This is a genomic window from Anaerobacillus alkalilacustris (assembly GCF_001866005.1).
GTDB lineage: Bacteria > Bacillota > Bacilli > Bacillales > Anaerobacillaceae > Anaerobacillus > Anaerobacillus alkalilacustris.
Map to the genome: position 1 here is coordinate 1 of NZ_MLQR01000030.1, position 23,760 is coordinate 23,760.

Here is a 23,760-nt window from a genome sequence, read left to right on the forward strand (position 1 = left end):
TTCGTATAAAAATCTAATTTCAGTGTTTTCACCTGTTCTTCAAATAATTCAAGATTTATTGGTGAAAACCATTGTCCAAATGAAGTTTTTCGTGTAATCTTGTCCATGAGATGTGTCCTTTATTAGTGGATTTGGACGGGTTACCACCTGACTTATCCATTATAAAGGACTTTTTCTTTGCATAAAATAATTTATTGAAGATTTCGAATGTTTTTAATAGTAAAACAAAATTAGTGCAACACTAGTGAAAATTTACTAATAGAGGATGAGTTCAATATGGGCAGCACGAATAAATATTCACGCCAACTATTATTTTGGCCAGAAGGAAAAAAAGATCAAGAAAAGCTCCAGCAAAAAGTTGTTACAATAATTGGGATCGGTGCCTTAGGTACAGCACTTGCCAATCACCTAGTTCGAGCTGGCGTCGGAGAAATAAGAATAGTTGATCGAGACTTTGTCGAAGAAAGTAATTTACAACGACAAATGCTTTTTGATGAGAGCGATGCCCGTGAACATAAACCAAAAGTTGTTGCTGCAAAGGAGAAGTTAACTGCTATAAATTCGACTGTTACCATTGTTTCTTACATAGAGGATATAAACGCTAACAACATCGAAGCAATTGTAGAAGGATCTCATTTAATTTTAGATGGAACCGATAATATGCAAACAAGGTTCTTAATTAATGACGTAAGTATTAAATTAGGGATACCTTGGATTTATGGCGGTGTTGTTCACTCAAGAGGGATGACAACTACGATAATTCCAAATCGAACACCTTGCTTTCGTTGTTTATTTCCTAATGTAGAAAATGGGCATGGAGAAACGTGTGACACACTTGGTGTATTAAGTACTGTTGTACATGTCATTGCATCCTATCAAATTACTGAAGCATTGAAACTCTTAATTGAGGATGAGACTTATATTAGAGAGGAAATGCTGCAAATTGATGTTTGGAAAAATGATTTTGATTTATTTCCGTTTCAACTATCCCTAAATGAAACCTGTCCCTGTTGTCAAAAAAGAAATTTTGAATTCCTATCAAAACCTAACCGCGGTTACTTTGTTTCATCCTTATGCGGGCGAGATTCAATTCAAATTAGCCCCACAGACGAAAGAAAGATCGATTTTAACGATTTCGTACCAAAATGGGGCCATTTAGGTACACTAATACAAACGCCATATTTATTAAGGTTAACCTATGACGAATATCAACTTTCTTTATTTACAAATGGACGCCTTTTTATTCAAGGTACTAATGATCAAACTATCGCAAAACGACTTTATTCAACCTTAGTAGGAGATTAGATTCCGTTCATTGTTATGAATAACTAAATTTCAAATTCACTAAGCTTATTACTACGAGTTTAGTTTTTTAAGTTACCCTAACATTTCTTATCACTTTTGCATAAGTTAACAACAAACGAATGAAAGGTGATATTATTCAGATGAGGAAATTAAATTATACTGATTTGTTAGCCGAGCTCGGTATTAGTAGTGCACACCCCGGTGGATCAAATTTATCGAAATCTATTCTTTCAAAGGAAAACATTAATAAAGAAATGCATGTTCTTGATATCGGTTGTGGTACAGGACAATCGTCTGCTTTTCTAGCCAAAAACTACAAATGTAAGGTTACCTCCCTTGATGCCCATTCAACTATGGTTGAAAAAGCAAAAAAACGCTTTAATAATAAAAAATTACAAATTAATCTACTTAAGGCGAATGCTGAAGCACTCCCTTTTAATGACGATAATTTCGATCTTATACTCGCCGAGTCTGTTCTGGCGTTTACAAGTATCGATCTATCATTACCTGAGCTTTATCGTGTGTTGAAACCTAATGCAAAACTTATTTCCATTGAAATGATCACTACTAAAGACTTAAATCCATTTGAAAAAGCTGAAATACAAAACGTTTACGGTATACAGAAAATACTAACTGAAAATGAATGGACGAATCACTTTACCAATGCAGGTTTTTCAACTGTTATTGTGGAACATGACGAGAATGTAAATTATCAACACTTTGCTTCAGAAGAAAATGACCCTTCACCTTACATTGACCCAACATTGTTTACTATCTTAGAAAGTCATGTTCATATAATGGAGAAATTTAAAGATAGGTTAACTTATCGTATTTTTAAATGCACTAAATAATTTCGCTTTATTCCCTATTACACTTAACTGAGTGAATTTCATAATTACTAAAACCGTATTTATTAAAACACATTCGAATTCGAATGTGTTTTTTCTGCTTATAGAAAAGCACAACAACTTGGTCATAACTCAAAAAGGAAAAAATGCTTCTGTGTCTACTAACTTTACTTCATAATAAATTACTCCGAAGTAGTGTTTTGTGAGACGAGTAGCCGTTGGAGGAAAAATGCATGTAGCTACTCTAGGATGTATTTCATGCAGTAATTGAGGTCAGTAGCTTTAGAGACTTGGGAAATTGCTTTCTTTTATTTAATATACTCAAAATGCCACGCACTTTTTCTTATCCATATATTTAAAATACATCTTAAATATGTTAATTTTAATTCAACATAAGAAAAGCGCAAGGCGCCCGCCTATCGGCGACAAACACTGGAAGACCTGCTCGTAGCGGTCGGGTTTTTGACCGAAAGAGAAGGTCTGAAGTGATCGAGCCGATGGCGCCTGGAGCTAGACAGTTTCCAAGTTAGAAATTTATAGATTCTGATTATGTAAAAACAGACAAACTAACGTCTAAAAAAAATCGGCAAAACGGTTATAATTTTGTCATGAAAACTCGGGAAAAGTAATCATACATAAACAACAGTTGAAGGGGAGATTTACATTGAATGTAATAGTTTATGACCTAGAATTAGTTAAACGATTTAGGAAAGGTCAACTTAGCGAAATTGTTGAGATCGGCGCTTGTAAAATTGACTTAAATTCCAAAAGGATTGTTGATCAGTTTCAAGTTTACATATCACCTAAAAGCGGTTACGTTTCAAAAAGCACTCGAAAGTTTATTAAAATGAAAAAAGAAGATCTTGATAAAGCAATACCTTTCAAAAAAGGTATGCAACAATTTACTCAATGGATAGGGGACAATTACTACCTATGCTCCTGGGGTAAAGATGATAAGTCACATATCATCAATCAATGCATTCGTAATAAAATTAAACTAGACTGGTTTAAAAATTATAATGATATTCAAAAGCAAATAGGAAAAATCATTACAACTAACAACAATAGTCAATTAGGTTTGAAAAACGCTTTAAGTATAGCTGAAGTTGACCCTATAGGAAAAGCTCATAGAGGGATAGATGATGCCATTAATACAGCTCATTTACTAATAAAGTTTATCGATCAAATAAAATTAGACAAAAACATAGTTACTAAAAAGGAAATCTTTCAGCAATCCAAAAAAATTAAGGAAACCATTCAACTTAATAAAGCGTTAAAAGTAAACGATAAAAATAAAACAACAACCAGCTAGCGGTTGTTGTTTTATTTTTATCATTTACCTCACTCATATGTAGTTTTGATAACATCTTGTATAAAAGAATACATAAGGAGATGAAGCAAAGTTAGACTAGACAAATTCGACATTATGCTCTACTAAGAATATCCGTTAACACAGGTACAATTTGCTTTTTACGAGAAACAACGCCTTCAAGAAGAGCTGTGTTATTAATTAATGTAACATTATAAGCTTCTTCCACTGCATTTGTTTTATTTCCTAAAGCTAATGCCACTGAATTACTATTTAAAATATCGGTAACAACCAATACAAATAAATCTAAGTTTTTCTTCTCGATTTCTGCATTTAGTGTTGCTTCTAATTCCTCTTGACGAACTAGTACATCATTTGTATCAACAGCATTTACTTGAGCAATTTCAACCTTGTAATTACCCATTTGAAATTCTTTAGCATCAAGTGAAATTAATTGAGCTACAGTCTTGTCACTTAAATTCGCTCCTGCTTTTAGCATTTCTAAGCCATATGAATTAGCATCCACCCCTGCAAGTTCTGCTAATTCATGCGCTGCTTGTACATCTTCGTCAGTACATGTTGGAGACTTAAATAATAAAGAGTCAGAGATAATTGCTGATAACATCAATCCTGCAATTTCTTTTTCAATCTTAATGCCTTTCTCTTTATAAATTTTATTTAAAATAGTTGCTGTACAACCAACTGGCTCTGCACGGTAATATAATGGGTCACTTGTTTGAAAGTTAGCGATACGGTGATGGTCAATAACTTCTAACACACGAACTTTTTCAATATCCTCTACACTTTGTTGAAATTCATTATGATCTACTAAAATCACCTGATTAACTTCATTTGCAACAGTTTTAACTAAACGTGGTGCTTCTGCTTTAAAATAGTCCAATGCAAACTGAGTTTCTCCATTAACATCACCTAAACGGACTGGCTCAGCATTCAATCCTAATTTCACTTTTAAATCTGCATAAGCAATTGCTGAACAGATTGTGTCTGTATCTGGGTTTTTATGACCAAAAATAAGTACCTTTTCCATTTCTCTACTCCTTAATGATTAAATTTTATATCGATAGCACCTATTCTATCGAAAAAAATACAATTTGTCTAAACTGTATTTTACATTATGTAGTAATTTTTTTCACTATTTTCTATTTTATAAAAGACCCAATGACCACGAAGAGAAAAAGCAACCAGCGAAGTTATTTCTTCACTAGTTGCTTCTCTTTATTCTTTTATCTGTACTTTATACTTTCTGAGCCACGTATCAATTTGCGCTAAGTGCGCAATAAGCTGTGGACCGGTCATAAGTTGCCCGAACCACTCGTAAGGTCGTAATTATAAAACGTTGATATAATCACATTTTAACAGAAAATATAATCTTATAAAACTTGCTGCAACTCTTTCCAATGTCTACCGAATATTTGAGCATGACGTTTGGTTAAGAATGAATTATCATATCTTTTTTCTATTGGGATCGGCGGTGCTAAATGCACTAAGAATGGAGATATTACTTCTTTTCCATTTAATAAACAGATTGAATAATGTTTCGGTGTTTCCATCGCTTGTTCTACAGTAAATAAAGGCTCTAGACGTTCTTTTGCTTTTTCGAATGTTTTTTTGTTGTCATTAGCCATCAAAAATTGATTAACTCCACCACTGATTAGGTTTTCTTGTAAATAATCAGGTAGCTTATTCCAATGGTGAAATGCGAATATACTGCCTAACCTCTCTTTACGTCCTTCCGTTGCGATCCGTCCCATTAATTCTGCTAAGCCTCTCGTTTCAACTTGCTCTGGTTCATTAAAAATCATGAAACAACCATGTTTTTCTTTATGCTCTTCACTCATTAACATGCGAGTCATTAATACTTTTAACGTAAGCCAGTGAACTAAAACTTTTGCTGCATTCCCGATTTTTCGTCTAGGCATACGTACGATAATTACTTTTCCTTCTTTCATCCACTTTTCAAAATCAACTTCTTTTTTTGGTGGTTGAGCAAAAATATCATACAGATTATCATCACCAAAAAACATAGTCAATCGATCTAGGATAGGATCAGCTTTGGTCCCTAATTCTTTGTTATCTCCCCATTGCATTAAGTCTTGTGCTAAACGCAAATTCCCTTTTTCCTCTAGTTGTTCGATAATCTCGAAGCGATATTCCTCATCTTCAATTAATCGTTTGATGTTAAAGAGTGATCCACCACTCGCTTTGCTTGCTTCCATTAAGATTTTCTTGGCTCTTGTTAAATCTCCTAAGTTTAAAAAATCAACCATTTCAGTAGCAAATACGCTCGTTCCTTTGCGACCAATTTTATTCATGACATCGGTTAAGTCTAACGGTATAATCCATTCTTCGTTCGATAAATCTAAATCGATTACTTTTTCAGGAGGAATTAAATCTCTTATCCCATCCGCCATACCTTTATGACCCTCTTGGCATATCCAGTCAGGGATAACAAACGATATGCCATGATTTAGATTGCCTTCACGAACAAAGTTCTGGAGTAGATTATCTTTTCCTGATCCTTGCTTACCAATGAATGTATATCCCGAATAAAAGCTATCTTTATCCTTAGTCGGTACTCCTACTTCGATTTCTTGATCTTTATATTCTGAAACTCCAACGTGTAAACACGTATCTTCACGTACAATACTTGGTATGTCTGTTTCCACTTTCTTTTTCACACTGAGTGCATCATCATATTTTCGTTGTAATTCTTTGTTAGGCATCATTAATGCTAATTTACTCATTTCATCTGTACTAATTAAATTTACATTTGCGTCAAGTTTTGTTTTTAGTGTTAATTGAAGGTTGTTCACTTCTTCGATGATCTCTACTCTTCTTCTATTAAAATTAACAGTAATCCCTTGGAGTTCATTTGTATCTGTTAAATCAGTTAATGAAAGTGAAGGTGTTTCAGACAACGAATCTCTTACTAGTCGATCTGACGAATGAGCAAAAATACGAATATGACTTTTAAATACTGGTAAGTATGCTTTATCATGGCTAATTCGATTAGTTCCAACTTCATCCTCAATCGAATGTGCTTTATTGATGACTTTTTCTTTTTTAAATTCTTTTTCACTCTTAAAGAAAACGTTGCTGAACGCTTGGAATGTATCCACTAATAGATCATTGATTTCATTTACTACTGCTGCAATCCCTACTTTTACGCCATTTGCGACGCGACCACCGTTTAATGTCGCTCGTTGAGGAACTTTCCCCTTCGATAACTTTTCAAATGCCCATTGAGCATTCTTAACCCATTTTTTTCTGTTTTCTACTTCGTTACAAACACTCACTCTTACCATGTCGCCATCATCTGTTAATTCATCGATCGTATTCATTAAACCAGAAATAGGTGTCTTGGTATCGTTGGTATTTGTATTTAAGCTAAATATGTCATGCTTTAAATATTTCATTTCTTGAACGATGGTATTTTCTATTGGTACGTGTAAATCTTTTATATCAGCTTCTTTCATCGTAATGCTCATTTTATTTTCTAACTTACGTTTTAACTTTTTGGCTTGAAACTCACTAGTCGCTACGTAAAATTCAAGCCTTTTCTCTCCTTTTTCTTGTTTAAAGATCACATCAAACCAAAAGTAGTCTTTTTCACGAAATGTAAATTTAAAGCCTTCTCTTTCTCTACGACTACCTAAACTTTCATACATCTCATACATCTTGTGGATAGTTTTCCAAAGCCTCTTATTGTTGTTGGAAACATTCGTATGAGGAATAATGCGATAAACCACCATTTTATTTATTTCTATCTTTACTACATCGCTTAATTTAATCGCTTTAACTTTTAAAAATTTGTTATACCAGGGTTCTGGCCACGCTTCCACAATCTTTCTAGGCCGGTAAACCTTAGCCGGCCCAGGTAAGTTGTTACTGACTGTTGGTAAATAAGGATTGTCAATATCTACAATAAAGTTATCTCCTTTAATCATTTTTTACCCAACTTTCTAACTACATGTATTTTTAACAAATCAGTTTCATGCAATAAAGCTCCAGCACCCATTCCCCAAGCAAAAACACCAATACCAATCATAAAAGCTGTCATTTTTATTCCTCCTCTTAGTAAATCAATATACATAAAGCTAAGATAAGAAAAGCTGCATAGGCTAATAAAACTTTAATAGCACCACCACGTTTTACCATGCTTCCTAAAATGATGACTACACCAGCCAAGATAGTACTGTAACCGACAATGTCAGGTAAACTAACCACAAACCAATCCCATATATAAATTAAACCTTCACCAACCTTTTTCCCAAGATAATCTAAAACTACATTGTCGCCTTTATCGTATTGATCCACTTGCCCATTTTCAAAAAATGTTTTTACACCATCTAAAAATCCTTTATCTCCAGTTAGATCAGCTAACGTATCTGCTAAAGGCGCTGGATCAATGAACTCGCCGTTCGGTGTTTGTACGGCAAAATGTAAATGAGGTCCTGTCGTACTCGTGCCAGTATTACCACTTAACCCAATAAATTCACCGAATTCTATTCGTTGTCCTGGTGAAACGTGTATCTCTTTTAAGTGGCCGTATACATAGGCGTTACCGTCATCGCCTCTAATAATTATTCCGTTACCTAACGGTGTATTTTCTGGCGTTAAACGTTCAACAACCCCAGGTGTAATACTTTTTAATTCTGTCCCCTCACTTAAACCTAAATCAATTCCAGTATGCGGGCGAAAATTTCTCACTTCAGACACTTCTCCGAACTTTGATGTTAGTCTGATCTTATATTGACTGCCTACTAATTCCATGTCTATTTGCTCCCGATTGATTTAAGAAAGTCTCTTATATCAATTGCGTGCCTTGCAAGCAAGTAACCACAACATACCCCTATCACTATTTCAATCGCTTTTGTACGATGCCCAAGTGCCCATGCAGCCCCAGCGAATATAATTACTAACACCACACCAGCGTCAAAAATCCCCATAATCGCATCATAAATATCTTTGAATGTAGTTTCGGCATCAGTTAAAGTTTCTTCTGGAGCAACTACAGCAACTACAGCTGGAGCAGTACCATCAGCCAACGTTTTTGGGGATAATAAAAATAATGCCGGACCTGCTGCAGTTAATACTCTTTTCATTATTTTTTTACTGCTTTTATTTTCAAGTGAGTAAAATTCACGACTTTTAAAATCGAATTTTTTAACAACTTTAATTTTTTTCATTTTCTACTCCCCCTTAAAATCGGATAAACTTTCATCAATTCTTTTTCATGCCAAATTTTCATAAGAAGATATCCAACAATCATCAAAGTTTTCACTTAAATCCCCCTAATATCTTTTTGATTTCAGGAAAAACTAATAACACTCTACAATGAAAGGATGACTGTAAAATGCATATCATCATTGCAGTTGGAGCTGGCATCGCAATCGGAACTTTAGTTAATCTTTTTGTGGGATAAACGGGCGGCTTATCGCTCGTTTTTTTATTTCCTTCTTTTTTAATTCTAACTTTTCTGCAACAGTTAATTTTCTAATGTTATCTTTTTCAACTGGTTTATTTACTTCGATCATTGTCGCTTTTGTTTCAACTTTTTGATTTATATTTATATCTTCCAGGATTAGTTTTTTAACATAAGCGGTAAAATTCCTTCGTTTTACGTGCTTCAAAATTAGTTCATCATCTGCGTTTTTTTGATTGAAGGAGACAGACTTAATCACTTTATTTTTACTCATAAAAATTCACTTCCTAAAATGTTTTAGACTTGCATTTTTTCAGAGGTATTCGCATATAGCTATTAACAGGCGTAGCGTTAGTAGCTAAATTCCCCGAAAGGGTTATTTTTTTACTCAAATTGGTATTACCGGTATTACCATTTTTCTCTATATCATCATTTCCATTAAGTTGTCATTTTCATCTGTTTTCATATCTTGTTTAAATGGGGTTGCTATCCCCTCCATATCTTTTTGAATTAATCGTTTCACATAATTTGAGAAGTTTGGATATTGCTTAAAGTGACTAATCATTTTGTTTTCGTAAGGATCCGCTTTATTAAATGAAATACTTTTAACTACTCTCATTTAAATACACTCCTTGCTATCTCATAAAACCCAATAGAATTTGCATATACTGGGTGGACAAGCTTGTATGAATTTCCTTCAAATATAGTTGGTTCAAAAACACTTAAATTATTAAAATATTTTTTTAAATAAGGAGCTAACATTTCTGCCGAACCTCCGATTAATCTGACAAAATCTTGTCGCCCCCATTTATTAGCTTTAGTTATAATCGACTCTGCTAAAGATTCTAAATCATTACTTTTATTTGTGTTCATCCCATAATTAAGAGTAAAAGCTTCTTTATCTATATACCTCTTATCATTTAGAGTAGCTCCATTTACCGTACCTGACCCAATATCGATAATTCGAACAATACCTAACTCTGGTTGGCACCAAAATGAAGCTGCTCCCTCAGCCGCCACCTCCACACGGCGAATAACAATTGTTTTTGTGACGCCGTTAACTTCTAGTTCGTGTCTACCTCGAAGCATTTCTTTGATAGCATTCTTTTCAATATGATCATGCTTTTCTATCGGTTGACCTACCACAACAGAATGTTCAAAAGCATCACTATATCTGTGGATAGCTAATAGGACTCGTAATCTTGCATCTTCATGAGCTTTTGTATCACCCATTCTAGACCTTATAAACTCAGACTCATATTTTGCAAGCGTTCCAGCGAACCCTCTTTTACCTTCGAAATAGTATTCCATATCATCTTTCGAAAAAGTTTGTTCTAGTTTTCTTTTTCTCCATTCTCCTAAACATGAAAGGAACTTATAAGGACCGTAAGGCCCCATTACTTTCACTTCATAGTTACCTGCATCGATGCCTAAAATCATTAAACCCACTCCTCCTTTAATTTGCTTTTTCAAGAAAACTTATTAAATCAACATTTAATTTGTCATAATCATCAATTTGTAAATAAATACATTCAGCAACAAAGTTTGGATCTGCGTCGTTTCTTTCTAATATTTCAATTAATTCACTCCACTTTTCTAATAGGTTAATTGTGTTTTTGATAGTTTCTTCATCTGTTTTCGACCAACTATCTCTTAAAGCGATTTTTAAAATTGTTGTAGTTATCATTAAACTCACTCCTTTTATTACTGTTGTAATAATTCTTTTGTTATTATCAAGCTTTTTATTACTCTTGTAATAACACTATATGTGCGTATGCCTAGAAATTGCCTGTCCATTAAAAAATATATTTTACACCTTACAAAAACGTTAATATCCATTAAAGTAAGACTATAAAAAAAGAGGATCTCGTTATTCTGAGACCCTCTGAAATATTGAATTTACTGTAACGTTTAATTTTTCGCTAATTTCCAAAGCTGTTTCCAAATTTGGTTGCATCTTTTGAGTTTCATATCTACTGTATTGAGATATGTTTATCCCCAAAAAACTTGCAAACTCAGTTTGGTTCATTCTTTTATCGTGCCTAAATTCTTTTAATCGATTTTTTATAGACAATATACTCCCTCCTTCTTATATATTATGGTTTCGATAATAAAATTGCTTTTCCCTTCAAAAAAATTTTAGGGACAGGCAATTTTTAGGTATTCGTGCATATACATATAGTAAGAACTAAATAACACCAAAGGAGTTAGATAGCCCCTCACAAGAGGGGTTAAAATTATTTTATGTCTAAGTTTGTCGAAACCATTTCCTTATTTTGGGTAAATAGTATAATGTTGCATGTACAATAAAGAATGGGGGAATTACATTGAAAAAAAGATTATTATTTTTACTTGCTGCTCTATTATTAGTTGTATCAGCATGCGGAACGACTGAAGAACCTACAGAAACAGAAGTTGAAAATGAAGAAGGTGTAAATCAAGAGGAAGAACAAGAAGAGGTTTTACCAGAAGAAGTTAATGACGATGGATTCGAACACTCTGTAGGTGACGTTATTGAAAACGAAGGTGGAAAATTCACATTAATTTCTAGAGCTAGTGATATTGAAACACAAGAAACCGGACCAATCATTTTTAATATTTCACAAGTGAATACATCAACTGGCGACCTAAAAGGTGATCTTGCTTCCTTTTTGGAAAAAGATTTTATTAATTACATTCAAATTGACATGGAAGTAGAAAACACATCAGAAGAAAATATCACGTTCTTTCCCGCACAAGCAACAATTACAACAAATACAGGAGAACAACTTGAATCCGACATGTGGTTATCCGAACACATTGATGGCGAATTTATTGGTGCAGTAAAAAAATCTGGTTCTCAATTTTTTATCCTAGAAAAATCTGTAGCAGAAGATATTGAGTGGGTAAGAATAATTATTGGGGCCCCTATGAATGCTGATTGGGAAAATGTTGGTGAAAAAATTGACTTTACCGTAAATCTAAAATAAAAGGAGATAAGGAGATAATATGAAATTAATAGCTATTCTTTTAATTGCTTTAGGTTCTTTAGGTTTACTTATGTCAGTTATGATGTATGGTGACATAGGAATTGCGGCGGCAATAGGGGCCATTACTGCATTATTGTCTGGCATAGGATTTTTAAAAGTAAATAAGAAAATATCAGAATAGCCCCGGTATCCGGGGCTTTTTGACTAAATCATTACAATTTTCTTTAAAAACTGAGAGATATACTGACATTTTTATAGAAAAGTAATTAGCTAATTATTTCAGATTGAAATTTTAATTCAAATTGTAGTTGTCTCTTATATAGTAGTTGGGGTTTTACCTCCACGTTCTCATTAATTATTTTTGCTGTTGTACCAAGGGTTGAAGGTGGTTTATTTTCCGAGAACTCATGTAGACCGGCCATGTTCTCATTATTTCAATTAATGAGAACTCATATGGACATTATTTAGCTATAACACGTTAGTGTCATGACAATGATAAAACCTCAGTTGTTTTATTAAAATTTAGCCCTCACCAATTAAGGCAAGGGCTTATAAATTTTATCCAAACATATGACCCCAAGTTTGCGGACCAACAATTCCATCCACAGTTAATCGATGTCTACGTTGATATTCACGAACAGCTCTTTCTGTTATAGGACCGTAAATTCCATCTGATTTAACTCCTAATTTAATTTGTGCTGCTTTAACATCTTCGCCACGCATAAATGGTGATTGTAAACGTAAAAGTCTTGTGTACTGTGGTTTATTTTGTTTAAAAGTTTCTAATGCATTTGCTGATTGTGGTCCGAAAAGACCATCAACTGTAATTCCTGCTGCTCGTTGAAATGCTCTTAGAGCTACCTCTGTTTCATCACCAAAGTGCCCATCAGCTCCCCAACGAGGTAAGTCGAATCCCGCTGCAGTAAGTTCTTTTTGCATTCGTTTGACGTGTTCCCCTTTATCCCCATGACGGATAATATTTTCACTACCTGTTTCAACAACCACTTTTACTTGTGAAGGCTTTTTAATTTCAGCCTCTCCTTCCCAGGCATCTGCATATTTCTTAACATCAGTTAGGAATTGGTTCCACGTCACACCATTTGGTTCCAACCAACTTTGAGGGTCTGAGCGTCTACCTGGATCTTCGAAACGATGTGCAGTAATTTTAGCAAAAGGATCCCAACCATTTTCTGCACATACCTTAGCCCATGCCCACACATAACGATCATAAGCCTCAGCAAATTCGCCTGTACGGCATAAACTAATAGCAATAGCATGATCATTAGCTTTACCTAGATTAAGCGTTTGACGGTCATTTTGACGTTGGATATGGAGAGCCTTTTCATTAAGTGGAATAATCTCAATGATTGACTTTGAATCTACCAACTGATGATAGGACGCTCGTACACTGTGATTTTGAAAGTACCTTACATGAGTGTCGGCGTCAGCTGAGTTGTTTGCTGTTTCATGAGCTGCACCATAACGTGGACCAATTACTTTTTCCTGATTACGGTTTGCTAAATTGCTAATATACCTTTTTTCAATTTGATATTTATTTTTAACTGCCATTATTTTTCATCCTCTCTTGGTTCTGTATAAGTTAAAGCTTGTAAGCTATCACTAAATCCTTTTGTAGTTGGATCATTAATAGCGTTGTAAGTTGACACCGCAACTAATCCTAGTACATAAGGGTTTTTAATAGCTTCGATGATTACATTTCCGAGAATATTCCATGTTGTTAAATCTTCGAGAGACAACCCCATGTAGGCAAGGATTGGAACTAATACAGCTAAAATAACTTGCACAACAAAATGTGGGTTTTTAAATCGTACTTTCCAGTTGACTTTCATGTTACCCTCTCCTTGTTTTTTTATGATTTGATAAATGTTTGTACCACGAAAAACAATAACCCAATTCCACCTACAATAATTCCCCCCATAACCGTGCGCCATAGCCAAGTTTGATTATTTTCTAATTTATCAAGCCTTTTGTGAGCGCTACTTGCTTTACTTTCTAAAGATGCATTCTTTATTTTCAATTCCTCAACATCACTTTTAACACTTTTAACATCTCTTACGTTTTCCTCAATTCTGATTAGACGTTCTTTAAAATCGTCAAAACTTTCAACAAGCTTATCTAGTACTTTTTCAAAAGCTTCGCTCACCTGCTAACCCCCTTTGACAAAATAAAAAGAGCTCCCGAAGGAACTCTCATTGTACATGAAATCTTTTGTGCGCTTGTTTCTTACGTTCTTCGCTAACATGGGCATAGACTAAAGTAGTGCTCGGGTCCTCGTGACCTAGTAATTTTTGAACATCAGCGAGATCTGCTCCATTTTCCATTGCAAGTGTTCCAAATGTATGTCGGAATGTATGTGGGGTTATCTTTTTTGATATGTTAGATCTTTGTTCAATCTTATCGATTATTCTTTGTATATTTCGATTACTCATTTTTCTATACGGTTTGCGTTCGGTAACAAATAAATATTCACATTCATCGTTACGGCTATTTAAATATTTACGTAATTGGTGCATGGATTTTATCGATAGATAGACTGTCCTTTCTTTATCCCCTTTGCCAATCACATGGATTTTCATTTCGTGTAAGTTAATATCAGTCGTCTTAATATTAGCTATTTCGGATAATCGGCAACCTGTCGAATACAAAACTTCTATTAGTGCTCTTTCTCGTTGATCTTTACAAGAGTCACGTACAATTTCCATTTCCTCGATACTTAACCCTTTTGGTAATCGTTTAGGCTTCTTTGGCGGCTTGATTTTAGCAGCTGGATTACGTAATAGTAATTCCTCTTCAACCATCCAAGCGAAAAAACTTTTTAAAGCCGATAATTTTTTATCTACAGTACTAATCATCCAGCTACTATTACTTGCGAGGTACTTCCTTATGTCAGCTGTGTTAATTTGTACAATAGGTTTATCAATTTTTTCAGAAAACAATTTCAATTCAAGCTTGTAGCCTTCTAACGTTTTATCAGACATTCCTTCAATTTGTCTTGCAGACAAATACATGTCGATTTTTTCTTGCAGATCACCCTCAATATCTGTTTCTGTTTTCCTTTGAATTTCGTAATTAGATAAAACCTCTTCTAACCTAATTACGAGCTTTCGGCGATCCACATCAAGAAATAATGTGCTTATGACTACTTCTAGGTCATTCATAAGCCTGGCAGTATCATTTACCTCAAACATATTCAATTCCCCCTGGAAAGGTTATTTCGCTTTGAATACGTCCTACAACAGAAAAGAAGTAGGTACGCATTCCAGGTGCGTTTAAGTCGGGGAGCTACCCCAACTAACCTACTTCCATTTTAACATATCACTTTTTAAAAGTGATAGTCAATAAAGAACATTTGTTCGTAAAGTTATTTGACAGGCATGTTTAATTCTTTAGCGTTGTCGATGTGATACTCAACGTGGTCATATAATGACATATAATCACCGTCGAGATCATCTGAGCATTCGTCATAACTTACCGCTAGTTGCATCTTAACTATGTCGTTTTTAAGCCATAGTTGAGCTATTGTATTGTCCCTCATTTCAGATAACACTTTTTCTACATCTTTTGAAGTTGTCATAATAGCATAGCACTTCCCTTAAATTTGATGGCTTAAAAATTTATACCCTATCATTTCGTCAGTAGATTCATCACGAATTGCCGTGACTCTTCCTTCCATCATTAAGTCACCTAATATTAACTTAAAAAAGGTTTCGTCATATTTAAAACCATATTTAACGCCTCTTTGTATAACCTCGGTTTGTAACATATAATCCATTATAGCTTTAGCAGAAGGATAAACGGGTAGATTTTCAACTTCAAATGCCTTATTTTTATCGTTTATAATCAATCGATGATAACTTTTGTCAGTAGTATCAAAAGCAACATTTGCATTTTCTAGATAACTTAAAACTTGTTGTTTAATCTTATCTCTATTTGTGACTTTGTAATAAATAGAGTAATACATGAAAAAACCAACCGGGACGATTATTACAGCTGTAATAATCGCAGTGATTATTACTTCAAATAAAAATTCAAACATAAATTGGCACAACCTTTTCTTGTATAATTACAGCAATCTCTATCTTATTTTTTATCTAAAGGTAAAAACTTCATAGCAATTTTAGCTTGTTCATAGACTCCTGAATATAACGTAGATTTTTTTGGATCGATTAAATTTAGTCTGTTACAGTATTTTTTAAACATTTCAACATACCATCCGTCAGCTCTAGGATCTATAGTTATGTTTTCAATAAAATCGCTCGGCTCGAGATTTAGATATATAAAGTCATTATCTTCTTGTTTTGGTTTGATAAACCCTTCATCGTTAACTGTAACTAACCTTACTTCATTTTCGTGTTCAAATGCTCTTCTTTTAAGATATGCCTGGGAGAACGGACTTTTATATTCATTGTTTTCAATTGAATTATTGAGTGCCTCTAATAAATCGTCGTAATAGATTACTGGCGCCAGAAAACCATATTGAATTTCTTGTAACAATTCAATTTTTAGGACTGAAGTTTCTATGAGTACCCCATCCCTAAATGGGGAATAAATTCTCCACATAGCATCGGACTCTTTATTTAAACTAAAGCACATACCGTGCATGATTTCAGTAATTTCCCAAATAGGGTACTCCAATCTTCCGTCATCTCTTAAAGTCGGTAATTTACTTCCAGGAACTTCCCATGTATCTTCCCATTTTTTTACCTTTGTTAAGTAAATCTTTTTACACTCTACAAATGACATAAACTGATTTAAACTCATATATCTGTATAATTTTGTTTCAGGTGTTAAATCTGACGTTTTTATGATCCCTCTTTTATTCATAATACTCTCCTCACAATCTGAGATTTGTTTCTAAGTAAGATATTACGATTATACAACAAAATTTGTAAAAAGTAGTGTATACTTGTCAATATTTGATAGAATGGGGGTGAAACCATGGATCCAATTATCACTTCAGCAATTACTTCATTCGTTACTACTATTGCAACTAATGGTAGTAAAGTTCCAATGCAGACCCTTGATGACCTTTGGTATTTAGCTTTCGGTAAGATCAACCATATTGCTGAGCTTAAAAAGGCTAAACATGAAGTTGAAACGGCTCATTATAAAGATTTAGTTGCTCAAAAAATATTGAAAATCAATGAAAACAACCTACAAGAACCGCCTATGAGCGTAGTAGGACCCGCCTTGGAAGCATCTCGTTATTACATCGAAGAAGAAAAATTAAGGGAAATGTTCGCGAGCGTAATTGCTGCTTCAATGGATAAAACCAAATCAAAAAACGTACATCATGCATTTGTTGAAATAATAAAGCAAATATCTCCTGATGACGCAAAGAACTTAACTTTTTTTAAGGTAAGGAATAATCATCCCATTGTACAGTTTAAATCTGTCCACCTTAATGGGAAGGGCTATCTATTATTAAAGACAAATGTTTTCCTTGGACACTACACAGACATAATTACTGGTAATGAAAACGCCGCTTCAATTACCAATTTACATCGATTAGGATTAGTTTCTATATCGTATGAAGAAAACTATTCAGAGAAGCACAATTACACTACTTTTCGTGACTCTACTTTCTATAAGAACGTTAGTAACCACCAAGACCCTGAAGTAACTAGAATAGAAATGCAAGAAGGAATTATAAGGATAACACCTTTAGGGCAATCGTTCATTAATGTCTGTTTATAAATTCATTCTTTTTTACGTCTGTTCCTAATAAATAAATTAACTACAATAGAAACTGTCATGCTTGTTAAAATAACCAAGATAATTTCACTCATTCTTTATCTCCTTTTTAAAATTAAAGTAAAAAACACCCACTATTTCAAGGGTGTTTTTTTACTTCTTAAAAGTTTTTTTATGTCTAAAAGTTATGTCACAGTATTGTCCGATTGTGTATTAATATTCTTGCACCCATGTACCTGTATTAGCACTATATACTTTTAACCTGTCTGCCTTTTCGGATGGTATAAAGGTTATTCTTCCTCTATACCTGTATATCGTTACTGTGCCAACAGTTGTTTTTGCACGTATTCCAACACTCGCCACTTTATCGCGTTTTAGGTATGTTTGTGAGTAAAAAGGAATCGTTTGTCTTTTGTCACCTTCGGAATATACCTCAAAACGGTTAATAGTACCTGAAAATCCGTACTGAAAGTCTGTACTCTCCTGTCCTATAAATGGGTTGAAAGTATTAATTGAAGCTGGATCACTACTTTTAACGGTAACTACACCCTCAAATAACAAAATACCATCGCTAGGTGGGGTGAAAATGAACTTAAATTGATTGATTTCCACTAAACTTGTGCTATTAATCGTAATGGTTGTCGTCCCAGTTTCAAAATGCGTTTCAATCACAAATGGTTCATTAGGTGTAAATACATCTTGTCTAGCGTGTTGAATGATAATATTCCCGAACCATTCTAATGCTTTAGTCAATTCAACACTGCCGTATGTGGAACCGTATCTACCGTCTGCCCACTCAGGATTACCACTCACAATCTTTTTAACATGATAGGAATAATTATAGGCACTGGGGGTATCTTGCTGACTATTATTGATTACTGGTGTAGCGATATCCCGCACTAAGAAATTAATTAAATCATCGTAAATGAATTGGTTTGTTGCGTTTATAGAGTTATAAGCAACGTAATCATGACTTGCGCTTCCTAAATTGTGAATGTCAAGATAGGCAGTTGCATCTGAATAAGTGTTTAGCGTATCTCTAATATATTGTGATTCAATCTCGCTAAAAGGTGCTGTGCCTTTATAATCATGCCCAAAAGGTGTTGAAGCTCCTGCGTATTCGCTCCACTTGTAGTCGAAGTTGCGGTTTAAATCAACACCATTTGAATTCTGTCTTACACGAGGATGTGGTTGTGAAACTCCCCAGGGATTCTGAATTGGGAGAATAACCAATCTTACGTTATTACGGATATAAGCCAACTGCGGGTATTTGTGCCAATCCTCCATTAAATGCTTTAAAAAAAGGTACACCGCTAATATTCCAGTCAATTCCCCGCCATGTATCCCTGCACCTAAAATTAAAGTTTTTCTGATTTTTTTAGGTGTGAACACATATCTCCACACATCATAAGTTCCGCTTGCATCTTTACCTAAAGACGTTCGTGTTAAATGGCTTATATTAGCTAATCGCAATGGTTCGAACAAATTGTTAATAAACCCATCTGCGTTACTTCCAAACGTATCAAAAAAGTAATTCGCATGATCCTTTCTTGCTGGAAGTTGTGTAGGCGGTTGCCAGTACATACTTGCATTGTTATCTGCTTTGACTTGCACCGTGTCAACTTGTGTCATAGTATGTGCCAACTGTACACCAAGATCAGTTAACTGTGGAGCGTAATCTTGCTCTAATTGTTGCAACTTTTCACGTATTTCTGTGTCTAAAAGTCCTTGGTCAAAACTACCGTCAAGGAGTGCTTCTGTTATCTCTCGTGCTTCAGCTGAAGTTTTCCCCGACTCTTCGAGTGCCTCAGCAATGGCTTCACGAACGTCTTTTCCAAATATTGCATTACGAACCTTATTTGCTAGTTCCTGTATCTTTTGAGGTATCGGCAATATAATCATCCCCTCTCAATTTGTTTCTCAATTGTTCTGATTTAATCCTTATCTTTTCAGATGCTTCTGCAATTCTTTGTGCCCTACTCTGGATCTCCGTCATTCTCTAACGCCTCCAACCTCGACACAATATCATCTAGGTCTACTTCATTTAAAACATTAATCAGGTTAAATTTTTCTCTAATACTATCCAAATCAGTATTAAAAGTAATACTGATTAAATCAGTTTTTTCCTTCATTAAGTCATGTGTTTGTTTATCATTTGCACTCATTAAGCCATCTTCTGTAGGAGTGGCTATATCATAGATAGGAATTTCATCAATCGCTTCAATGAGGTTGTCTACAGCATGATTTAAGTTATTGATTGCATCCTCTAGAGCTGGTAAATCCCCTTCTTCTAAGTCAAATTTGACTTGTTGTATTGCTTGATCTACGGCAATAAGTTCAGTTTTTAAATTATTTATTGTTTCCGATTGTTTAGTGACTCTGCTTTCTAGATCAACTATTGTTTGAGCTGACCTATTCATATCAGATTGATATTGATTTAAAGTTTTGAACTTATCACCAATAGTTAACGCTGCGTTTTGTGGGTTATTTATATCTAACGATTTGCCAATAACTCTCAATCTTTCATCAATAGCCATTATCGGGTTTTTAAGAGGGTATGAATTCCCTTTCTCAAATGAATCAATATCTAACCCTATTAAAGAAAGGTCAATAGCGCTTAACTTATATTGAACGTACGCTACTTTTTGTTTAGATAACCATTCTAATCCTCTTGCTAATAAGTTTTCTGGAAGAGTAATATCGTTCCAAGTAATAGAACCACCTTGAATTCCAAATTCAGATTGCAAAATTTCATCATCCAAGTATGGGATTCCGTTATTAACTGTTTCTATGGTCAGTCGAGCTTGTGAAGCATCTGTAGCTTCTGGATCCTCACTCTCAACTCGCTCCCCTAATGGAGTTAATCTTGTAATGATTTCAGTGGGATCCACATCCCTACTCATGCTTCTTAAGTTTTTTGCTATTCGTATTTCAGTTTCCTTATCCTCACCTATTCGTTCCAAATAATCTAAAAAACGAACCCCATTTTCCTTTCGAATTTGGAGTTCGCCGCCTATATTATCTATCAACTTTTCTTTTAAAGTTTGAAATGTGTCATGCTCTGCAGATAAATATAGATATAAATAATTAGTTGAATTTGTAACGTTCATTTCTCCAACTTCAAACTTCTTATAATCTTCCACTTGTAAGTTATGATATTCAATAATTTCATTAAATAACTCAAATGGCGTGCCACGGAATTCCATATGTTTTTGAACCGAGTCGTGTAAATATCCTAGTTCTCCTTCGCATTCATACGCCGCACTATGAAGGCCTGTTTCGTCCATGTTTTCACTTGGTCCTAATACACGACCTTCAAACTCTACTTGACCTTTTTTTATATTAAAAACATTTATAAACGTTTTTAGAGGTTTGATTTTTCCGTATCCCGGATTATTCATGTAAAAAGAAAAATTAAAGGAATCTATAGCGTTAATTTCAGTCTTAATAACTCCATTAGCAATCTTTATGTCATTTACATAGGGGTTGTGTATCTCAGTCTCTACACCATCATTAATAATTTTAATCTTATACAAACTAAATCAGCTCCTTATAAAAAAGGAAAGAAATAGAGCCATTACCGTCAATGTGTAATGAATTTTCCCCTGATTTTAATACGAAATCTTTACTTTTTGATTCTCCTGTTGGGACATTAAAAATAACACCATTCATTTCAACAACCATATCATCGGATGCAGTTATTATTGGTGTTATATCAGGTGTACCCACATTTAACAATGTCACATCAGTAGGTCCGTTAACTTCAAATTCAACGGGCTGAAATGCATCTAAATCAAAGTTGATTTCATTCCATATGTCATGCCCTTCAGGATATTCTGCAATCATAAAAGGATACGCTTCGAAATTAACTGTTAAAATGCCATCTTCCCAATTTTCATTAAAAGCTGATTCGTCCTCCACCTCTGCTAAAAAGTAATAACCTGGTATTGTATCATCATAAAGTTTTTGTTTGCCATTGCTATTCATTAACCAATTTATTATTTCAGTTTTCTTTGTTGTCATATGTTTTTTTGATTGATCTTTAATATTGAATGAATACGTTAATGTTCTCTCCGTGTATGTTTGATCTCCATATAACTCACTGAAATCATATTTTTGATTAGAAAATGGAACAGTGACAAAAATTTTGTTTTTACTAGGTATCCCAATTGTTTTGCCAGGGGCCAACGTAATGCCGAAATTATTATAGGAATGTTTACCATTAAAATTTATTCCAAATATCACGTAGCGAGCCCCCTTTGTGATCTTCTAACTCGTACTCCACCCTCAATATCCGTGTAGTCACCTGTTATTTTTGCAAAAGTTTTCCCATCAATATTTAGAACTTGACCGTCTTTAACCGCTTGTATTAAATCAATAAGTAATTCTTCCATTCTTGTACTACTGTTACTGTTAATAATGCTACCGTTTTTGGAAGTGCTTCCTGGTTGCATGGATCCAACAACTGCATTCATTGTAGATTGTGCTTCTGGTATCATATCTTCTACCCCGTCTAAAAAACCGTCAATCATATTACGTCCCCAATGAACAATAAAACGACCTTCACCTTTTTTAGCAGGTGACCAGAACTTTAAAAATTCACCAGCTTTTTTAACGACATCTTCTGCTGCTTGTGCGACTTTCGTTCCCATGGATTTTATACCATCAACAAAACCATCAATCATATTTTTCCCCCACTGTAAAGCGTCGCCCTTTAATCCTGTAAACCACCCGGATATATGACCCCACAAATTTGAAAAAGTGGTGCTTAGTATATTCCATACGCCGCTTAGGTAAGCATTAATCCCGTTCCATAGATTTTCCCAAATTAATTTCAGTCCGTCGCCCATTCGTTGCCAATCTCCAGTGAAAAGACCAATGAAAGCGTCAAGTAATCCTCTTAAAATTCCAAAAATTGATTGAACCACTGTTACAATTGTATTAAAAGCTGTTTTTGCATTTTTAACTAAGGTATCTCCGAAAATTGACCACCATTTTAGCGCTAAATTTACAAAAACTTGTATTATTTCTTGTATATAAGAAAAGGCAGTTTCAAAGAATGCTTGAATTACTGGTAAATTTTCTACTACCCAATCCTTCATTGATTGAAAAACCGGAATTAAGTGTGTTTTAAACATATCAACGGCTACATCTATTACTTGTGAAATGATTTCAAAAGCTTTAGAAGTAATCGCTTCTATTTGTGGCATGTGCGCCTGTATCCAATCCATCAGTGATTGCATAATTGGAATAACTTTTAATGCTAAGGACATAAATAAAAATTCAGCTTGATCTTTCATTTCTGCTACAGTTATACGAAAATCATTTGCTTTATTTAAATCTTCTTCACTGATTATATTGGCTGAAGCTTTAGCCTTTTCCATGGCCTCAGCTCCCATATCAACGACAGGGGCTATTTCTTTCCATGAACCACCTAGTAAATCAGTACCTATTCTTGCTCTTTCTGTTGGGTCTTCGATTTCAGATAATGATTTGGTTATTGCATCCATTCTAGAGTCGGCGTCCATATTTGATATTTCTTCAAAAGACAAACCTAAGGTTTCTAGAGCATCACTACCTTTTCCACCTTCATTGGCCATAGTATCTAATGATTTAGTCAACTTTTGTGATGCGTTTGTCATTGCATCAGCAGATACCCCAGCAACTTTTGTTACCTTTTCCCAACGTTGAATTTCATCTGTGGACATACCGGTGATTGCTTTTAAATCAAGTAATCTATCTGCTGCATTTCCTGCTTTAGTTGCCATGGCAAACATAGCTCCGCCCGCTGCGATTGCTGCACCACCTATGGCAAGTCCCCATTTACCTGCAGTTTTAACGCCATCGACAAATCGACCGCCTAGGCCTTTGGCATTCTTTTCAGTTTTTGAGATACTTTTATTTGCTTTATCAGAATCAACCATAATGCTGCCGAATAATTTAAAAATTTCGATGCTCATCACCTTCTTTCTTAAAGGTGTCTAATATCCCTTTTACGTCTTTAAGAATTTCTTCCTCTGATTTCGGAATTTCTGTAAAAGGCTTGTACCATTCTTCAAAAGATTTATAGTTTTCTTCTGTCATGTTAGGATATTTCGTTAAATACAGTTGCCATGCTTTATTCTCTTCTCTTTTGTATAATGCTTTCTTTAGTAACCGTGTGATTTT

At 34.4% G+C, this 23,760-nt stretch carries 28 protein-coding genes; 6 read left to right on the forward strand and 22 right to left on the reverse strand.

Features of this window, described 5'->3' with window-relative positions:
• Positions 1 to 276: 276 nt before the first annotated feature.
• From BKP37_RS12535 to BKP37_RS12545, 3 genes are all read left to right on the forward strand, one after another.
• Entirely contained in the window at positions 277 to 1,305 is a 1,029-nt protein-coding gene (locus BKP37_RS12535; RefSeq protein ID WP_071309952.1) for a ThiF family adenylyltransferase, read from the forward strand.
• A gap of 140 nt (positions 1,306 to 1,445) precedes the next feature.
• Positions 1,446 to 2,156 (forward strand): class I SAM-dependent methyltransferase, encoded by a 711-nt coding sequence (locus tag BKP37_RS12540; protein WP_071309953.1) that lies wholly within the window; start codon positions 1,446 to 1,448, stop codon positions 2,154 to 2,156.
• Positions 2,157 to 2,817: 661 nt separating this feature from the next.
• Positions 2,818 to 3,465 (forward strand): 3'-5' exonuclease, encoded by a 648-nt coding sequence (locus BKP37_RS12545; RefSeq protein ID WP_071309954.1) that lies wholly within the window; start codon positions 2,818 to 2,820, stop codon positions 3,463 to 3,465.
• 112 nt (positions 3,466 to 3,577) lie between these two features.
• Here the strand turns inward: BKP37_RS12545 and BKP37_RS12550 are convergent, their stop codons facing one another.
• The 9 genes from BKP37_RS12550 to BKP37_RS12590 all read right to left on the reverse strand — a co-directional run bounded on the left by BKP37_RS12550 (position 3,578) and on the right by BKP37_RS12590 (position 10,982).
• Entirely contained in the window at positions 3,578 to 4,510 is a 933-nt protein-coding gene (locus BKP37_RS12550) for a manganese-dependent inorganic pyrophosphatase (protein ID WP_071309955.1), read from the reverse strand.
• Positions 4,511 to 4,853: 343 nt separating this feature from the next.
• Positions 4,854 to 7,430, reverse strand: coding sequence for an ATP-binding protein (locus BKP37_RS12555; protein ID WP_071309956.1), 2,577 nt, complete (start codon positions 7,428 to 7,430; stop codon positions 4,854 to 4,856).
• 127 nt (positions 7,431 to 7,557) lie between these two features.
• On the reverse strand, positions 7,558 to 8,256 hold the full coding sequence (locus BKP37_RS12560) for a M23 family metallopeptidase (protein ID WP_071309957.1): 699 nt from the start codon (positions 8,254 to 8,256) through the stop codon (positions 7,558 to 7,560).
• A 2-nt stretch (positions 8,257 to 8,258) separates the two neighbouring features.
• Positions 8,259 to 8,672: a hypothetical protein gene (locus BKP37_RS20540; protein WP_071309958.1), complete on the reverse strand. Its 414-nt coding sequence runs from the start codon at positions 8,670 to 8,672 to the stop codon at positions 8,259 to 8,261.
• 216 nt (positions 8,673 to 8,888) lie between these two features.
• Complete coding sequence (locus BKP37_RS12570; RefSeq protein ID WP_071309959.1) at positions 8,889 to 9,182, reverse strand: hypothetical protein; 294 nt, start codon at positions 9,180 to 9,182, stop codon at positions 8,889 to 8,891.
• Positions 9,183 to 9,329: 147 nt separating this feature from the next.
• On the reverse strand, positions 9,330 to 9,527 hold the full coding sequence (locus tag BKP37_RS12575) for a hypothetical protein (RefSeq protein WP_071309960.1): 198 nt from the start codon (positions 9,525 to 9,527) through the stop codon (positions 9,330 to 9,332).
• The gene (locus BKP37_RS12580) at positions 9,524 to 10,348 is read right to left on the reverse strand and encodes a ParM/StbA family protein (protein ID WP_071309961.1); all 825 of its coding nucleotides are present in this window, start codon (positions 10,346 to 10,348) and stop codon (positions 9,524 to 9,526) included. Before BKP37_RS12580 ends, BKP37_RS12575 begins: the two co-directional genes overlap by 4 nt.
• A gap of 16 nt (positions 10,349 to 10,364) precedes the next feature.
• Positions 10,365 to 10,595 (reverse strand): hypothetical protein, encoded by a 231-nt coding sequence (locus BKP37_RS12585; protein ID WP_071309962.1) that lies wholly within the window; start codon positions 10,593 to 10,595, stop codon positions 10,365 to 10,367.
• Positions 10,596 to 10,778: 183 nt separating this feature from the next.
• A complete protein-coding gene (locus tag BKP37_RS12590) occupies positions 10,779 to 10,982 on the reverse strand; it encodes a helix-turn-helix transcriptional regulator (protein ID WP_071309963.1) in 204 nt (67 codons plus the stop codon).
• Between the two features lie 253 nt (positions 10,983 to 11,235).
• On the opposite strand from BKP37_RS12590, the gene BKP37_RS12595 reads away from it, so the two are divergent.
• On the forward strand, positions 11,236 to 11,877 hold the full coding sequence (locus BKP37_RS12595; RefSeq protein WP_071309964.1) for a hypothetical protein: 642 nt from the start codon (positions 11,236 to 11,238) through the stop codon (positions 11,875 to 11,877).
• A gap of 19 nt (positions 11,878 to 11,896) precedes the next feature.
• A complete protein-coding gene (locus tag BKP37_RS20135; protein ID WP_169823136.1) occupies positions 11,897 to 12,058 on the forward strand; it encodes a hypothetical protein in 162 nt (53 codons plus the stop codon).
• Between the two features lie 377 nt (positions 12,059 to 12,435).
• Here the strand turns inward: BKP37_RS20135 and BKP37_RS12600 are convergent, their stop codons facing one another.
• From BKP37_RS12600 to BKP37_RS12630, 7 genes are all read right to left on the reverse strand, one after another.
• Complete coding sequence (locus BKP37_RS12600) at positions 12,436 to 13,446, reverse strand: peptidoglycan recognition protein family protein (RefSeq protein WP_071309965.1); 1,011 nt, start codon at positions 13,444 to 13,446, stop codon at positions 12,436 to 12,438.
• Positions 13,446 to 13,727, reverse strand: a complete 282-nt coding sequence (locus tag BKP37_RS12605) for a phage holin (protein WP_071309966.1) — start codon at positions 13,725 to 13,727, stop codon at positions 13,446 to 13,448. The genes BKP37_RS12600 and BKP37_RS12605 overlap by 1 nt, the downstream gene beginning before the upstream one ends.
• 20 nt (positions 13,728 to 13,747) lie before the next feature.
• Positions 13,748 to 14,041, reverse strand: a complete 294-nt coding sequence (locus BKP37_RS12610; protein ID WP_071309967.1) for a hemolysin XhlA family protein — start codon at positions 14,039 to 14,041, stop codon at positions 13,748 to 13,750.
• A gap of 46 nt (positions 14,042 to 14,087) precedes the next feature.
• Positions 14,088 to 15,086, reverse strand: coding sequence for a site-specific tyrosine recombinase/integron integrase (gene xerA / locus BKP37_RS12615; protein ID WP_071309968.1), 999 nt, complete (start codon positions 15,084 to 15,086; stop codon positions 14,088 to 14,090).
• Positions 15,087 to 15,259: 173 nt separating this feature from the next.
• Positions 15,260 to 15,472, reverse strand: coding sequence for a hypothetical protein (locus tag BKP37_RS12620; protein ID WP_071309969.1), 213 nt, complete (start codon positions 15,470 to 15,472; stop codon positions 15,260 to 15,262).
• Positions 15,473 to 15,490: 18 nt separating this feature from the next.
• A complete protein-coding gene (locus BKP37_RS12625; RefSeq protein WP_071309970.1) occupies positions 15,491 to 15,934 on the reverse strand; it encodes a hypothetical protein in 444 nt (147 codons plus the stop codon).
• 44 nt (positions 15,935 to 15,978) lie between these two features.
• Positions 15,979 to 16,722 (reverse strand): DUF2971 domain-containing protein, encoded by a 744-nt coding sequence (locus BKP37_RS12630; RefSeq protein ID WP_071309971.1) that lies wholly within the window; start codon positions 16,720 to 16,722, stop codon positions 15,979 to 15,981.
• A 114-nt stretch (positions 16,723 to 16,836) separates the two neighbouring features.
• On the opposite strand from BKP37_RS12630, the gene BKP37_RS12635 reads away from it, so the two are divergent.
• Positions 16,837 to 17,595 carry a DUF4393 domain-containing protein gene (locus BKP37_RS12635; protein WP_071309972.1) on the forward strand — a complete coding sequence of 253 codons (759 nt, stop codon included), beginning with the start codon at positions 16,837 to 16,839 and terminating at the stop codon, positions 17,593 to 17,595.
• A 210-nt stretch (positions 17,596 to 17,805) separates the two neighbouring features.
• Here BKP37_RS12635 and BKP37_RS12640 read toward each other — a convergent pair whose 3' ends face one another.
• The 6 genes from BKP37_RS12640 to BKP37_RS20145 are packed head-to-tail and all read right to left on the reverse strand — an operon-like array spanning position 17,806 to position 23,676.
• Positions 17,806 to 19,485, reverse strand: coding sequence for a M14 family metallopeptidase (locus tag BKP37_RS12640; protein WP_071309973.1), 1,680 nt, complete (start codon positions 19,483 to 19,485; stop codon positions 17,806 to 17,808).
• A complete protein-coding gene (locus tag BKP37_RS20140) occupies positions 19,448 to 19,588 on the reverse strand; it encodes a hypothetical protein (protein ID WP_169823137.1) in 141 nt (46 codons plus the stop codon). Before BKP37_RS20140 ends, BKP37_RS12640 begins: the two co-directional genes overlap by 38 nt.
• Complete coding sequence (locus tag BKP37_RS12645; protein ID WP_071309974.1) at positions 19,569 to 21,128, reverse strand: phage tail spike protein; 1,560 nt, start codon at positions 21,126 to 21,128, stop codon at positions 19,569 to 19,571. The genes BKP37_RS20140 and BKP37_RS12645 overlap by 20 nt, the downstream gene beginning before the upstream one ends.
• Position 21,129: 1 nt before the next feature.
• The gene (locus BKP37_RS12650; protein WP_245712518.1) at positions 21,130 to 21,837 is read right to left on the reverse strand and encodes a distal tail protein Dit; all 708 of its coding nucleotides are present in this window, start codon (positions 21,835 to 21,837) and stop codon (positions 21,130 to 21,132) included.
• Positions 21,834 to 23,552: a phage tail protein gene (locus BKP37_RS12655; RefSeq protein WP_071309975.1), complete on the reverse strand. Its 1,719-nt coding sequence runs from the start codon at positions 23,550 to 23,552 to the stop codon at positions 21,834 to 21,836. The genes BKP37_RS12650 and BKP37_RS12655 overlap by 4 nt, the downstream gene beginning before the upstream one ends.
• Positions 23,533 to 23,676 carry a hypothetical protein gene (locus BKP37_RS20145; RefSeq protein WP_169823138.1) on the reverse strand — a complete coding sequence of 48 codons (144 nt, stop codon included), beginning with the start codon at positions 23,674 to 23,676 and terminating at the stop codon, positions 23,533 to 23,535. Before BKP37_RS20145 ends, BKP37_RS12655 begins: the two co-directional genes overlap by 20 nt.
• Positions 23,677 to 23,760 lie beyond the last annotated feature (84 nt).